Annotated in this window: 12 protein-coding genes; 7 read left to right on the forward strand and 5 right to left on the reverse strand. The window is 66.7% G+C overall.

Annotated features, from left to right (window positions below):
* Nucleotides 1–12 precede the first annotated feature (12 nt).
* Nucleotides 13–3,168 (forward strand): DEAD/DEAH box helicase, encoded by a 3,156-nt coding sequence (locus E1300_RS07830; RefSeq protein WP_131756196.1) that lies wholly within the window; start codon nucleotides 13–15, stop codon nucleotides 3,166–3,168.
* Here E1300_RS07830 and E1300_RS07835 read toward each other — a convergent pair.
* Entirely contained in the window at nucleotides 3,165–4,088 is a 924-nt protein-coding gene (locus E1300_RS07835) for a hypothetical protein (RefSeq protein WP_131756197.1), read from the reverse strand. The genes E1300_RS07830 and E1300_RS07835 overlap by 4 nt on opposite strands.
* Nucleotides 4,072–6,309, reverse strand: coding sequence for an XRE family transcriptional regulator (locus tag E1300_RS07840; protein WP_165502723.1), 2,238 nt, complete (start codon nucleotides 6,307–6,309; stop codon nucleotides 4,072–4,074). The genes E1300_RS07835 and E1300_RS07840 overlap by 17 nt, the downstream gene beginning before the upstream one ends.
* Before the next feature lie 1,294 nt (nucleotides 6,310–7,603).
* On the opposite strand from E1300_RS07840, the gene E1300_RS49865 reads away from it, so the two are divergent.
* From E1300_RS49865 to E1300_RS49870, 3 genes are all read left to right on the forward strand, one after another.
* Nucleotides 7,604–7,804 carry a hypothetical protein gene (locus tag E1300_RS49865; protein ID WP_165502724.1) on the forward strand — a complete coding sequence of 67 codons (201 nt, stop codon included), beginning with the start codon at nucleotides 7,604–7,606 and terminating at the stop codon, nucleotides 7,802–7,804.
* Between the two features lie 123 nt (nucleotides 7,805–7,927).
* Nucleotides 7,928–8,488 carry a DUF3592 domain-containing protein gene (locus E1300_RS07850; protein ID WP_131756198.1) on the forward strand — a complete coding sequence of 187 codons (561 nt, stop codon included), beginning with the start codon at nucleotides 7,928–7,930 and terminating at the stop codon, nucleotides 8,486–8,488.
* A gap of 12 nt (nucleotides 8,489–8,500) precedes the next feature.
* A complete protein-coding gene (locus E1300_RS49870; RefSeq protein WP_165502725.1) occupies nucleotides 8,501–8,659 on the forward strand; it encodes a hypothetical protein in 159 nt (52 codons plus the stop codon).
* Between the two features lie 257 nt (nucleotides 8,660–8,916).
* Here the strand turns inward: E1300_RS49870 and E1300_RS07855 are convergent, their stop codons facing one another.
* Entirely contained in the window at nucleotides 8,917–9,774 is an 858-nt protein-coding gene (locus E1300_RS07855; protein WP_131756199.1) for an NAD(P)H-binding protein, read from the reverse strand.
* A 1,005-nt stretch (nucleotides 9,775–10,779) separates the two neighbouring features.
* Nucleotides 10,780–11,010 carry a hypothetical protein gene (locus tag E1300_RS07860; RefSeq protein ID WP_131756200.1) on the reverse strand — a complete coding sequence of 77 codons (231 nt, stop codon included), beginning with the start codon at nucleotides 11,008–11,010 and terminating at the stop codon, nucleotides 10,780–10,782.
* A 634-nt stretch (nucleotides 11,011–11,644) separates the two neighbouring features.
* On the opposite strand from E1300_RS07860, the gene E1300_RS07865 reads away from it, so the two are divergent.
* From E1300_RS07865 to E1300_RS49875, 3 genes are all read left to right on the forward strand, one after another.
* Nucleotides 11,645–12,811, forward strand: a complete 1,167-nt coding sequence (locus E1300_RS07865) for a hypothetical protein (protein WP_131756201.1) — start codon at nucleotides 11,645–11,647, stop codon at nucleotides 12,809–12,811.
* A complete protein-coding gene (locus tag E1300_RS07870; protein ID WP_131756202.1) occupies nucleotides 12,801–13,097 on the forward strand; it encodes a hypothetical protein in 297 nt (98 codons plus the stop codon). Before E1300_RS07865 ends, E1300_RS07870 begins: the two co-directional genes overlap by 11 nt.
* A 247-nt stretch (nucleotides 13,098–13,344) precedes the next feature.
* Entirely contained in the window at nucleotides 13,345–13,503 is a 159-nt protein-coding gene (locus E1300_RS49875; RefSeq protein WP_165502726.1) for a hypothetical protein, read from the forward strand.
* On the opposite strand, the gene E1300_RS07875 is transcribed toward E1300_RS49875, so the two are convergent.
* Nucleotides 13,488–14,012, reverse strand: coding sequence for a hypothetical protein (locus E1300_RS07875; protein WP_131756203.1), 525 nt, complete (start codon nucleotides 14,010–14,012; stop codon nucleotides 13,488–13,490). The two genes, E1300_RS49875 and E1300_RS07875, sit on opposite strands and share 16 nt — an antisense overlap.
* Between the last annotated feature and the right edge of the window lie 108 nt (nucleotides 14,013–14,120).

Raw genomic sequence — 14,120 nt, forward strand, 5'->3', positions numbered from 1 at the left:
GCTCTTTGGACGATGGTCGAGTGGGGGAAGCGGGAAGTGAAACTTCACGGGTTCTTCGCGGGCGTGGACGTATACCAGTGCGGAGACGCTTTCAGGGAGTTGAGCTTCGCTGGCAGAGATGCGAGTGCACTCCAGGCGCTGTTCGAGGACAACCTCCCAGGCGGCGAGACGAATCTATCGCTTGATCGCGAGGTGACCAAGAGGAAATTCCTGACAGAAATCGGACAGGTCGCGGACAGATGTGCGGCCGATGATCTCGCACTGATCTTTTTCTCGGGACACGGTACTTTTGACGGCGAACTGGTGATGTATGACTCAGAGCCGGACAATCTGCGCGAGACGGGACTGTCGCTGGACGAGCTGGTGACCGCTGTGCAGCGGATTCGTTCCCGTCAACTCATCATCGTGCTCGACTGCTGTTTCGTCGGAGGACATGTGCTTGGAGGCCCGGCTCTGTACGCGGCCAAGACGGCCGGCCTGCCCCTGAGCGAGCACGCCCGGAACGGCCGCCCGTCCCCGTCACACATTCTCAGCAAGATCCGCGGCGACGGATGGATGGTGCTCACGGCTGCAGGTGAAGGGCAGTTGGCGTATGAGGACAAGTGGCTCCGGCACGGAGTGCTCACTCATCACCTCATCCAGGGGCTGCTCGGCCGCGGCCTCGACGTGTCGGATGGCAGGATCTCGCTTCTCGCGCTCTTCGAGCACGTCATGCAGCAGGTGCAACGCAATCCCGGGACGATCCGGAGAGGTCGGCAGTATCCTGCGCTCGCAGCGGTGACGACCGGGATGAGCGTCAAGATCTTCAGAAAGGGTGAGAAGTACAAGAGCATCGCGAGGGATGCCGAGTGGCGAGAAGTCTCGCGGGCATTCTCGAGCCTGGCGCCCCACGGGATTCCCGACCAGGTGTGCGCGCTATGGAGCCGACGGGTCGGGAAGCTGACCGACTTCCAGCTCGGGGTGATCGACCGCGGCAGGCTGCTGGCCGGTGAGAGCCTGCTCGTCGGCGCTCCCACATCGACCGGGAAGACGCTGATCGGCGAGATCGCGGCGCTGAAATCGGTCGCGGCGGATCGCCCAGCCGTGTTCCTGGTACCGACGCGGGCTCTCGCGGACGAGCTCTACGGCCTCTTCACCGCCGACTACGCGAAGCTCGGCATGAGGGTGATCCGCGCCACCGGAGGCCGACGCGAGAATACGCTCGATCTGCTGTCGGGCCGGTTCCAGCTAGCGGTCTGTACGTACGAGAAGTTCGTCGGCGTGCTGCATCGACGGCCCGGATTACTGTCCAGGATCGGTGTTCTCGTCATCGATGAGATCCAGACGATCGGGCTCCCGGTCCGCGGCCCGAAGCTGGAACTGCTGCTGACTCGCATCCGCGCTCGCAGGCGGGCGGGCCAAACGGTTCCGCAGGTTATCGGGTTGTCGAGTGCGCCGGACACCGGCCGGATGTTCGCCGAGTGGGCCATGCTGACGCCGATGACGGGGCGCGAACGGCCGGTACCGCTCCAGGAAGGCGTCGTCTCATCCGACGGGCGGATCCGCCTTCGGGAGGGCGACGGCGCGGAACGGACTGAAACCCTGAGCGGTCTCTCGCACGCGAGCGACCCTCTAACGACGGCACGCGATCTCGTCCGGCGGCTCGTCGGAGAGGACCAGCAGGTCATCGTGTTTAGACCGCAGCGGCAACAAGCGTGGACATTCGCGGAGGACCTCGCCGACGTTCTCGGCTTGCCGGCCGCCGAAGGCGCGCTCCGGGCGCTGCCCGACGGTGACGACGGACGCGTCACCGAGAGGCTGCGCGCCTGCCTCGACCATGGCGTCGCCTTCCACATCGCCGATCTGAGTGATGCCGAGCGCAGCACGGTGGAGGGCTTCTTCAAGCGGAAGTCCAGCGAGATCCGGGTGGTCGTCGCCACGACGACGCTCGCGCAGGGCGTGAACCTGCCCGCCGATTGCGTGGTCGTCTACGGGCTTGAGCACCCGTCGCAGCCGGAGGACGTCCGCTACACAGTCTCTGAGTACAAGAACATGGCGGGGCGCGCGGGCCGGATGGGGCACGTGAAGGAGGGCCGTGCATTCATCGTCGCGGACAATGAGATTGACGCGGAGCAGAAATGGCACCACTACGTCCAGGCCAGACCACAGCCACTGCGGACGGCTTTCCCCGCCACGCCCGACGACCTGCGCGCCACGATCCTGCCCCTTTTCGCGGACTCCGGAGAACGCGGCTCCCTGCGCGTCGATGTGAAGGGACTTCTGGCGCTGACCTTCGCGTCTTACCAGTACCGGAACGAGCCCGAGGGGTTCCGGCCCTTCCCGCCGGACGAGGTCGACTCCGCACTCGAGTCGCTGTGCGAGGCACGGCTGCTGCAGCGTGAGGAGACAAGGTACAGGCTGACCGGCCTCGGTACGATCGCCCTGCGGAGCGGGCTGTCCATCGAGTCGGTCACCACTCTCGTCCACGCACTGTCAGAAGTGTCGCCGGCCGACCTGAACCCGATGACCATGATCTGTGCGGTTCAGCTCACCACCGAGCTCGGCGATATCCGCTTTCCCGGTGGTTCCGGAGACGGATTGAGAGCGCGGGTGAACCTGAGGCGTGTACTGAGAGAGAACGGAACTCCCGGCTCCCTTCTCATCCGCATGTCGGCCGACGACGGAGGCGAGGACGCGTTCCTCTCCCGAGCCCGGCGTGCCGTGGCCTGCTACCTGTGGAGCAGGGGGAGCCGGCTGGCACGAATCGAGAGGGCGGTCTCTCCCCGGACGCCGGTGCGATCCGCTGATCCCGGGCCGGTGCGCCAGGCGGCGCGGCGTGCGGCCGAGGTAGTGGAGGCGGCGCTGAGGATCGCCCTGGAGGTCCAACCGGACTTCGTCGACGTAGGCGAACTGCTGGAGTTGCCGTTGCAGTTGGAGTTCGGCGTACGGGCCGGACTGGCCCGCGTCGCCCGGTATACGAACGGTTCGGTGGAGCGGCACGCGCTTCTGAATCTTGCCGACGCGGGCCTCACGGATGCCGCCGCGATTCTGGACGCCGACGACGAGACTCTGCTCAGGTGCGTAAGCGGCGACGCCACGGTGTTCGCGGCCGTCCAGAAGGCGGCCGAAGCGGCCGTTGAGGCCGCTGGCGAAGAAGGGGACGGCGGCCTCGACGGACTGATCGACTAGATTGACGACCAGGCCAGGCCGTAAGAGCGGTTGGAAACGAGGCGCGTAAAGGACGCGGTGGCGCGTCCGGTGGCGTCGATGGGAACGGGGACGCGGGCGCGTACGGGGTCGCCCGCCTCCAGCGGAAGCTCGTCCTGGACGAGCCAGACGCGGCCCGGGGCGGACCTGCCCCGGAAGCTGACCGCGAGATTGAACCGTGCGCATGTGGAGCGTGGTGTGCAGACGTAGAACGGCACGGCCGCGGACGTGATGACCTTGAGGGTCACCCCGTAGGTCTCTGCCCTCCTGAGCGGGCGCGGTAGTTCCATTCGTACGCGCGTTCGGGTGGTGGAGCATCGCTCGCTCACCGTCCGGATACCGCCCCGCAACACGTCGATGGACATGCCGACAGGGGCCGCAGCCGAGTAGGAGAAGGCGAGCTCGCGCAGGCCGTCCCGGTGGCTGATGATGTTCCGCACCTCCTGCACCTCGGTGGAAGCCGGGCCGAGTCGGACGTCGGCGTCAAGACGCTCGAGATGCCACGGCGCCGCCGTGGGGATCACGGCCTCAGGCGCCGTCGAAGCGCGAGTCTCTCCCGCCACTTTCCGGAGCGCCGCGTCCAGACGGCGTTTCACGGTGCGCAGATCGCACCCGATCTCCTCACCCAACTGCCTGAGACGGGCCTCAAGCCGTACCTCCCGGCTGCCATTCACCGCGAATCCGGCTCTGATGGCCCTGGCCTCCGCCGCTGGCAGCGTCGCCGCCGCATTCATGAGGAAGATATTGACTTTAGCGCGCGTCGCGGCATCGTCGTCGACGTCGGTCACTCCGGCCGCGAGCCTTAGCCGCGGTCCGATGCGTGACAGTGCGTTCGGGTCGTCGAGACCGAAGCCTTTACGCAGCGCCTTAAGCTCGCCAAGCAGGTCAGTCTCGGCGTCCATTGGACATCCCGGGCGCTTCGTCTCCCAGCCAGATTGTGGAACGGATACGCGCCTCGCCGATCACGGCCGGCTCCAGCGACCGATGAAGCGTGTCGGCGCGAGCCCACTGCTCCGCCGCCTCGGTGATCCGGCCGGTGACCGCCAGGACATTCCCGAGACCGGTGGCCGCCCGCGCGGCCTCGTACCTGCTTCCGCAGCGCTCCGCGAGGCTCGAAGCGGTCTCGTAATCGGCGGCTGCGGCATCGAGATCACCGCTCTGAAAACGCGCCCACGCGCTGCAGTTCACTGACATCGCCACGTCGAGCGACAGGTCCAACATCTCGGATTCGCGGCGGGCCTGGAGTGCGTGCTCCACCGCATCCGGGTGGGCGCCGAGCTCCGTTTCGGCCAGCGCGATCGCGCGCAGTGTGATGGCGGCGTTCCGGCCGTTCCCGAGCCGCTGATACGCCTGCCGTACGGTGCGCAGATCCCGCAGCGCCTGCTGGGACCGTCCTAGATAGAGCGCCGTCCAGGCGATGTTGGACAGCGCACTGGTCCTCCCATGCTCGTCTCCTATGGCGCGGAACAGCCTCAGAGCCTGGTGGAACTGTGCCTCCGCAGCCGAGAGATCGCCTCGGTCTGCGTGCGCGATTCCCAGACTGTTGAGGGCGATTGCCGCCTCCCGCTCAGCGCCGGCCGCACGTGCGCACTCCACCGCGATACGATGGGTGCTGATCCAGGGATCCCACAACTTCGCCAGAAAGAAGTAGTCGCGCAGCGCGAACGACAACTGCCAGCACTCGCTGTACCGACCTCGCGCAGCGGCTTCATGACAAAGGTCCACCAGGACGGGCCATTCCGACCGGATCCATTCCAAGGCGTTGTCGCGGTCGGCGAATCCATCCATGGGAACGTCGGCGATCATAGACACCCGGTGCCGCCGCGGATCGAGGTGCCGCCCGCAGGATTCGGCCAGCCGCAACTCATGGTCGAGCAACCGCAACATCGCTGCGTCTCGTTCACCGGGGGCTGTCTCTGGCAGGATCCGATCCCCTGCGAACTCCCTCAGCAGGTCATGCATCACGACACCGTCGGTGGTCTCGTAAGCCACCAGGTGGGCGTCCGCCAGCCTGCCGAGCAGACGGCGCGCCCGAGCCACAGAGACGCCCGCGAGCGCGGCAGCGCCGTCGACCCGAATCCGCCGGGCGGGATGCAACGCGAGCAGGCCGAACATTCGCCGCTCAGCATCGTCTATCGCGTTGCAGGACAGCGCGAACGCCGCCTCGACGCTGCGCTCCCCGTCGTCCAGTAGTTCCAGTCGCGCCTGCTCATCGGACAGTTCAGCCGCGAATTCCTCGATGCTCCAGATCGGGTCGGCCCGGAATCGCGCCGCTGCGATCGTTATCGCCAGCGGCAGCCGTGCGCAGTGCACGGCGATCTGCTCGACCGCCGCACCGGCACCCGTGGCGCGTTCGCCCCCTGATGAGCGGAACAGGGTGGCCGCGTCGACGTCGTTCAGCGCGCCGACCTGGACGGCCACGGCGCGATCCAGGGCGTTCAGTCGATTCCGGCTGGTGACCAGCGCTCGGCATGCTCGCTCCGCTGGCAGCAGTGCCTCGATCTGATCGGAAGCCCCCACATTGTCGAAGACGAACAGCACCCGTCGTCCCCGCAGAGCGTTCTGATAGACGCCCGCGAGACCCGCGTCGCCGGGTGGGATCTCCTCATCGGGCACCTTGAGGGCTGTAAGGAGACTCCGCAGCGCGTGATGACCGGCCAGCCAGGTCGCTCCGGGTGTACAGGCGCGGAAGTCGATGTACAGGCAACCGTCCGGGAATAGGGCAGCGGCGTCCGACGCCGCACGAACCGCGAGTGAGGTCTTTCCCGCTCCTGCCGGCCCGGTCAGCACGCATACATTGGGGTTGCCCTCGCCCTGCACGAACACGCCGATCTTCGCCAGTTCCCCTCCACGTCCCACGAGACGGTCGGTTACCGCAGGCAAACCGATGAAGGTGCTACGCGGCCTTTCCTCGGGAGCGAGTGCCATCAGAGCTCCCCCCGCTTCGAGCACCTCATCGAGCCGCTGAACGAGATCGGGCGAGGCCATGCCCCTCCCCTTCTCGAGTCTGCTGATCCAACTCTTGCCGCAATGAACGTGCCGCGCGAGCACCACTTGCGAGAGTCCTGCAGTCTCCCGCCTGCGCCGCAACTCGGCACCGAACTCGACGTTGTTCTCTGCCATGAGTCCAGGATGCCCATCACCATTCCTTGATCGCTGCGAAAACCGCGTTTCGGCTTGCAGACGTGCAGCGAGCGGCCGGAACACGGGGTTCGGACCCGCCACCGACGCTCAGTCCGACACAGAGATGTGAGTGCACGGTGCTCTCCTTTCCAGCGACGGCCGAGTATCGGCCACTCTTCCGTCGCTGCACCGCGAACTGAAGACGTTTCCGGTTGACTACTTACACCAGGCACCACGAAACCCCGCTGACCAGCGGCGGATCACGCCGTGAGTTTGTGACTCGGACGGTTACCCTCGTCTCGCCGCGAGCGTGGCGAAGGTAGAGGAGGTGGGGACTCGGCGCCCCTGCGATTGGTGTGTCTCAGCGGGATGGGTGTCGAGCAAGCGTGCATCGGCTGCCATGGCGATGGCTTGCTGTGGAGCCGGAAAGCGTAGATCGGTCGTACGTGCAACTACTGAGCGCTATGTCTCTGCTAAGCCAACAAGGTGTCGATAGTGGGAGATCACAACGAACTTGATCTTCCTCAAGGTGCTTCGTGCTGCGCTGAAATCACCCGTCTGGCCTGCGGTGATTGCAAGAAGCTCTAGCGTTAGGGCATGATCGTCGGTGTTCACACCGAAGAGGCCGCTGGTTCGAACCCAGTATCGCCCGCCGTTTCCGCAGGTCAGAGGCCGCTATCCATCGGGTAGTGGCCTCTTGAGGCTGCACTGAACTGCCGAAGAGGTCACGCACTCATCAGCCCGCCCCGGCGAGCTGACGGCGTCCCGATCCGTCCGCATTGTCCTGGTGGCAGTCTCGTTGACAGGCGTGCACCTGTCGCGATCCAGGTCGTCTCGCCGCCGTTGTGGGCGAGCTTTGCCTCTGGTGGGAGGGATCTGGGAGATCGTTTCCCTCCCACTCCGAATGGGGTCACGCGAAGGTCCCTTTGATTATCACCTGAGTGACTATGTGCGTGGAACCATCAGCGAGGTCGTTGGCTTACGCAGCCACCCGCCGGGACACCCGATGGTTCCGTCGCAGGTCTGCGTGTGAGTACGCCAGCTGCTGACTAGTACTCCAGTGGCACTTTGTTGGGTTTGAGGCGTTGTCGCTGGTGGTGGCAGGCGCGTGCACGGGCCTGGTGGATTCGGCGGTGGCGTGACCGGGCCAGGGCGTGTTCCAGCGGTTGCGGAGCGATCAGGTGTGCCAGCAGACGGCGGATCTCGGCTGGGGTGAGCGGCGCGGAGCGGGGGCTTTTGGGGCGGTGGCCGCGGTCGCCGCCAGGTAGGCGGCGGCGAGCATGGTCAGGGTGATGTGCCGGTACCAGGCGTCGGCGTCTTGGCGCTGGAGGTCAGCGAGGACCTCGTCGGCGCCGGCGCGCTCACCGCCCGCCTGGTCGTCGCCACCGACGCCGACGCCGCCGCGATCGGCGAGGTCGTCATCGGCGTCACCGGCGACGGCCCCCACGGCTGGAGCGGCCTGCGCGGCCTCGGTGTCCTGCCGACCGGCCACTAGGCGCCGTGAGGTCCTCCTTCGCGCTTGTTGCGCTATCCGCGTCTGGGCGGCCGGATGCGGACATCCAGGTCGTAGATCCACGGCTGGACCCTGTGCGTCACATGAGAGGACGGGGAGGGTCTGATGCGGTGGTGGCAGAACAGGATGGCGGCGCTCGATCGGCGGCATCGGGCCCGGTTCGGTGATGACGCGGATCCGCTGCCCGAGCCGCCCCCGGGCGAGCCACGGCCGCCGCTGATGCGGATCAAGAAGCGGTCCGCCCTGGTCATCGCTGCGTTCGCGGCGCTGCTTTCCTTCCTGGCCGTCTGGCAGACGCTCCAGGAGATCCAGCGCGTGAGGGAGGGCGAGACGGCGTCCGGCATCGTTGTCAAGGTGGCGACAGTGAACAGGCGCACCTACGCCGAAGTGGAGTTCACCACCTCGGCGGGCCAGCGCGTTCACGCCAAGATCAGTCGGGGTGACTGGCGACGGTTGCCGAAGACGGGGGACAGCGTCCGGGTACGCTACGCGATCTCACATCCGGGCGGGACCGCCGTTGACGCACGGCGGGGGGCCTTTCTCAGGGCTGCGTTCCTACTGCTTCTCTGGATCATGACCCTGGCCTCCCTGGGCGCGGCCTACGCGGGGTGGCGCTGGTCGCGGACACCCGGGCGGCCCAGGAACATCGCGAGCAACCTGCCCTGACCTAATCAAGGTATGGGGATCGAGTTCTACAACTCCCGGACCGGTAGCCCGACCCTGCGCCCCCTTCTGCTGCCGGACGACATCAGCGCTTCCTCGCTGGCGATCAGTCCAGACGGGCGCCTGCTGGTTGCCGGAGGCGACGGCCTCGCGCTCTGGTCCTTCCCTGCTTAGAGCATGCCGCGCAGGTGCTGGACCGCGCGGCCCGCGCGGCCGAAGCCAGGCCCGCCGAGGCGCCCCGCCCCGACCAGTGGACGTACCTGGAGGAGCGGTCGACGACGACGTCCAGGAACGCAGACGCACGGGCGCCGGGGAATGGCAAGATCGGCAGTCTGTGTTCTGCCATCGAATCTGCGGCATCTCATCAGATCGGCGGACTCGGTGCTGTCGGAGTCGACTCGGTTCGGGCAGCTCTGGGATGTCGGGTCGTCTCACCGGAAGTCGGCTGCGTGGTCGACTGCCCATGCATCGAAGCTGATTGCAGGGCGACCCAGGACTCTCTCGACGGTGGAGGTTGCCGGCGAGTTCCCGGCGGCTGCGTCGTCGAGGAACTGCAGCACCGCTTCGGCTTCCCCGGCCGGCATGAACCGCGAGAACCGTCGCATCGCGGCATCGCGGGACAGTTCCTTCACCGGGATCTGCTTGCCTGCGGCACGGCCGATCGCAGCGGCCTGGTCACGCTGGGAGATCTGCGCCGGACCGGTGAGCAGTCCGCTGATGACCGGTATGGGGGTGCCGGTGAGCGCCGCGCAGGCGACGGCGGCGACGTCCCGCTCGTGGATCGGCGCGGTCAGCGCGTCCGGCCGATACAGCGCCAGGCTTGCGGTGGCGCGGATCTGGTAGGCCCAGCCCAGGGCGTTGGCGGCGAGCACGAGCGGACGGATCGGCACCACGGGCACGCCCGAGGCGGCAGCGAACGCGGCCTCGACCTCACGATGCCTCTCGGTGATGGCGTTGCCCGCCGAGGTGGGATGGATCACGCTCCCCGAGGACAACAGCACCATGCGCCCCACCCCGGCGGCGCGGGCCGTCTCGATGACACCGTCGACGCCCTCATGGTGGGCATACAGGAACACCTGCCCGGCGCCCTCGAACGCGGGACGAAGACTCATCGGGTCGGTCAGGTCTGCGGCGAACACTTCGACGCCGTCCGGGAACTGACCGGGCTCAGGACGCCGCGCGGACGCGCGGAGGGGGATGCCTTCGGCCAGAAGCTGCTCAAGGACGAGCTTGCCGACCCTGCCGCGAGCTCCCATGACCAGGGTGGGCTGGTGATCGAGATGTGCCACGACCGGCTCCCATGCACGTAGTGACTACGCGCCACACAGACCCGGATCGGCCGACAGGGCGTTCCGACGCAGCACCCCGCTACCGGCAAGCATAACTCCATGATCAGAGTGATGGGAGATCTCGGGCCCCCGGGCGCCACAGCCAGCGACTCCCCAGCAGTCCGTGGTGAAGTCACCCGACCGTGGCGACACCATCCGATCAGAGCCGCAAGCTCGCCGACCAAGGTCTGCGGATGCCTCAGCTTCGACGGCGATGCCTCGGGTCCCACGGCGAGCGACACCGACCCCCACCACCCAAGGCCTCGCGCCCAGGGCCACGGTGGTGCTAGATCTCATCGACATCTTCGCCTTGTCGATCAATGACTGATGTCCGACGCCACCGACACCCGGTGCTCGCTCTCGATGACAGAGCCACGGGCCCACGGACAGGCCCACAGCCGGACTCGCGTTCGGCCTCACCGGAACATCGTGAGTGCGGGACTCACCCGGCTACGCGGACCTCAGTATCCGCCAACGCTCGGCCGAACTTAGACGCGATCTCACAGTCGAGCTCGCCGTCGGCTTACGGTTGGGCTCGCGGGCAGGCTCGCTGTCGGACTTGAGATCGGGCTCACGCTCGGGAAGCGCTGGGCCTGGCTGGCATTTCTGATCGCCGCCTGGCGGCAGGGCCACGCTGGCCTTCTGCCGCGTCAGCTAATGCTGTTCCTGGACGACTGTCACCGCCTCGGGCTGCTTCGCGTGGTCGGCCTCATCTACCAGTTTTGCCACGCCGAACTCCACGACCACCTCACCGCCACCTACCAACCAACCACCTGACGAATACGACACAGTCGAGCACGGTAGGGCACCGGTCAGAGAGTTATCACGAGCCAAAACGTGGACAGAAGAGGTGATCCCAACCTCATTCGGCCTGATGGTGGAGGGTGAGGATGGCCGCACGATCGCGGTCAGGTCCCAGCGAGCGGGCGTTCTCGGCGGCGTCACCGGGTGGCCGTCGACGCCGGATCAACGACGCCAACGATCTTCGAAGTCGCGCCGTGACATCCATTCCCCCCACCGTCCGACGAACCAGACATACCCCGCCCCCACCAGGATGAAGACCAGGCCAAAACCCACCACTGCCCAGCTCGGGACCACGACCCCCAAAATGGTGATCAGGACGCCGACGACCACGGTGACCCAGCCGAAGCCGACCATACGATCCAGGAACATCTGACTGACCGGATTGCGCCTCACTGTGCCTCCCAGCCATGGGACGCACCATCCAGCCCCCTAGTTCCAAGGGCTGGTCTGCAGGCCGCCGGGATCCAGCTGCGCCGCAAGCTGGGGAAACGCAAGAAGCTCTTCAACCGGTCTCACGCCAAGGCCCTTCCCTTGGGCAAGCGAGGCGCAGCCGCGCTCAAACAATGGCACATCCTGCGTAAGGCTCGGTGCTCACCCAGCCGGCTAACTGCTGTTGTTCAGGCTGTCCTCACCCTCCGCAACCAGGCCGGATGAGGTTGGAATCAGCTCATTGTCCCGTCCGCGTTGATGTGGCGAGTTCCGCGTCGAACTGGCGAGCCTGTGGCAAAGTTCGGAATGATCTGGCGAGTCGTATCGGCAAGTAGGTAGACCTTCTGGCGAGGAATGCTCTGCCGTGGCGGTGTTGAGCTCGATACGCGGCGGTGCGCCCGATCTTGTCGACGGTTACGAGATCGCGTGCATGACTCCGGAAGGATGCGAAGATCATCCAGATCAGGTCCGCGATGGAGGCACAGGGTCTACGGGGAGCCGGCCGTGTCGGCGAGCGCCGAGGGTGATGTGTCGCTTCATACCGGCGTTCCGGCGGTATGCGTGATCGAGGAAGGCGAGAGGTGGGATGGCCACATCCGTGACGCTGAGCGTGATCATCCTCCTCGCGCTCATGGCGGGATTGCTGCACGCTCGCCGCGCCACGACGACTGACGGCTCCGAAGGCGCCCGGAGCGGGAAGAACATCAGGCCCCTGGCGTCCCCGCCGGTGGCGCTCGCCGTGGTGACCGCGACGGTCTACCTCAACCAGGTACTGTTCACCGTCTACGTGCTGCGGTGCCATGGCGGAGACCCGTCGTTCATCGCCCGTTACCTCCCCGCGGGTTGGTTCGCGCTGGCCCATAGTCACACCCTCGACGCGCTGGCCGGTTATTTCCCGTTTCCCGGCCTTCTGGCGCCGAGCGTGCTGCGCGTGCAGGCCTTCCTCGAACTACCGTTCGTCGTCTTCGGGTACCTGACGGTCTGCCGGTGGTTCTCCGCGACGGCCTACCGGGCGGCCCTGCGGCTCGTCTGGCCCGTATCGCTGTCGTACACGGCAACGTTCTGCTTGATCGAATGGTCGCTGCGCAACCCGTACACGATGCACGACATCCTGATCCGCGTGATCGCCGCGATCGCGGTGCCGCTGTGGGCCGCGCAGATGAGCGGTGATGCGCCCGGACGCGTGCACAACCTGCCCGGGTTGCTGGTGTTCGCCCTGTCCGCGGTCGCGCTCGGTGTTCTCGTCCTGGTCGTGTACGACACGGCGCTGCTGTACAACCTCGGTCATCTGAACGCGAGGCTGCCGGTGATCGCGGGCGCGCTGGCCGTGCTCGCCTGCGCACGAGTCGCGGCACGGTGCGTCACCGACGCACGCGCGAGCAGAGGCATCGACTCGATCACGCGTTCCTTCGGCCACCTGCTGGTGTTGTTCTTCGTCCCCGCCCTGCCGATCCGTTACGGCCTGAACTTCGGCACGGCACCGCTGTCCGCCCTGGCGAGCCTGGCACTCGCCGCGGTGGCCACCGGCCTCGGCGTCCGCGAGACGCTCACCCGGATCCCTGGACGACTCACGACGTGGATCCTGCAGATGGCCGCGACCGTGACCGCCGGTCTGGGCGGTATGACCGCGAGCATCCTGCTACCGGCCCGTTACGCGGAAGCCCGCCTGCTGTGGGCCGCCGCCGCGTTCTTCGTCTGCGCCGTCACGACCTGTTCCCTCATCGATCGATTGGCTGCCGCGCCTGCGGGATCTGATGACTCATGACTATGAACGGGTCCGGGTGCACTGCGCGGCCGCTCTGTGGGAAATCGGCGGCGACAGCGAGGCGCCGACCGTGCCGGAGGTCCTCCTGCAAGCCTGGGGACAGAACCCGTCGACTGCCAACCACGTCGTCGCCTGCCTGGACCGCATGGGCCCGGCCGCACGACCCGCGCTGCCTCAGTTGCGCGCCGAGCTGCGCTACCTCCAACGCCGCGGCAGATACCGCGGCATCGACACCGACGAAGACCTGCAGCGCATCAGCCGCATGCTCATCGAGCGGCTCGACTAGGCAGCGACTCACCTGTAGAAACTCTCCTTCTACGCCTAGCGCTGCTGATGGAGCCGCTTTGGCTCAGGCGAGGGACAGCCGTGTTCCCAGCGCCGCTGTGAGTGCTGCCTAGAGTGAAGGTCCAGCGCGATGCGGCAGTGCGGGCAGCCAGGCACGTGCGCTTCCGCGTATCTAGCTGGTCGCTGATCTGGGGTGCGTCACCGACGGCACGGCCCAGGTTGAAACAGCGGCGTGCTGATCCACCGCGGTGGCGCCTGCGGCATCGAGGGCGGCCGTCGAACACTGCGTCAACAAACTCCGCCAGCACCGCGCCGTCGCCACTCGCTACGACAAGAGAGACCGCATCTACCAGGGCACCATCGGCGTCGCCTCGATCCGCATCCGGCTCCGCTACCCCGTCATGTGACCGAGCCCTGGAATATCGCTGAGGACGGTGACCGCCTCCTCTAGCACCCCAGCGAACTCGGTAGCCAGGACCTCAGCTATGAACACCATTCCCGCATGCTCGGGATGTGTGCACAGGTGACCCTCCCTCCAGAACTCCAACGTGATCACCAGGCGGTCGTCATCCCGCCACAGGAAGGACGTCACGTTGTCGGTCGTGGGCCCCCAGCCCCAACGGCCAAAGAACCGGAACCGCTCGCACTCCTGCTCGCCGTCCCGGATCTCAGCTAGAAGCCGCCAATGAGCGGCGGCCGGAGACAAGCCGATGAACGGCGGGCCCGGAATATCTCCGGAGCGGACTCCAGCAGCGGTGCGTGCCACATCGTGGCGGAACTGCTGGACGAAGACCATGTTGTCCTCGCAGGTCACCCACTGATCAGCGACCCACAGGTCCACCCGGCGCAGCGCCGAGCCGTCCCAGCTCCCGACCTCAACGGCGAACCGATGCTTGTCACCCAAAAGCCCCGCCACTCGAGCACCGTGGCAGATGCATCGCCCGCACACAAACGAGCCTTCGCCTGCCGCTCACACCAAAACCATGGTCACGGGACACGCCCTGGGGGACTGTCAGGGTCGGTA

It is taken from the genome of Actinomadura fibrosa (genome assembly GCF_900659615.1).
Taxonomy (GTDB): Bacteria; Actinomycetota; Actinomycetes; order Streptosporangiales; family Streptosporangiaceae; genus Spirillospora; species Spirillospora fibrosa.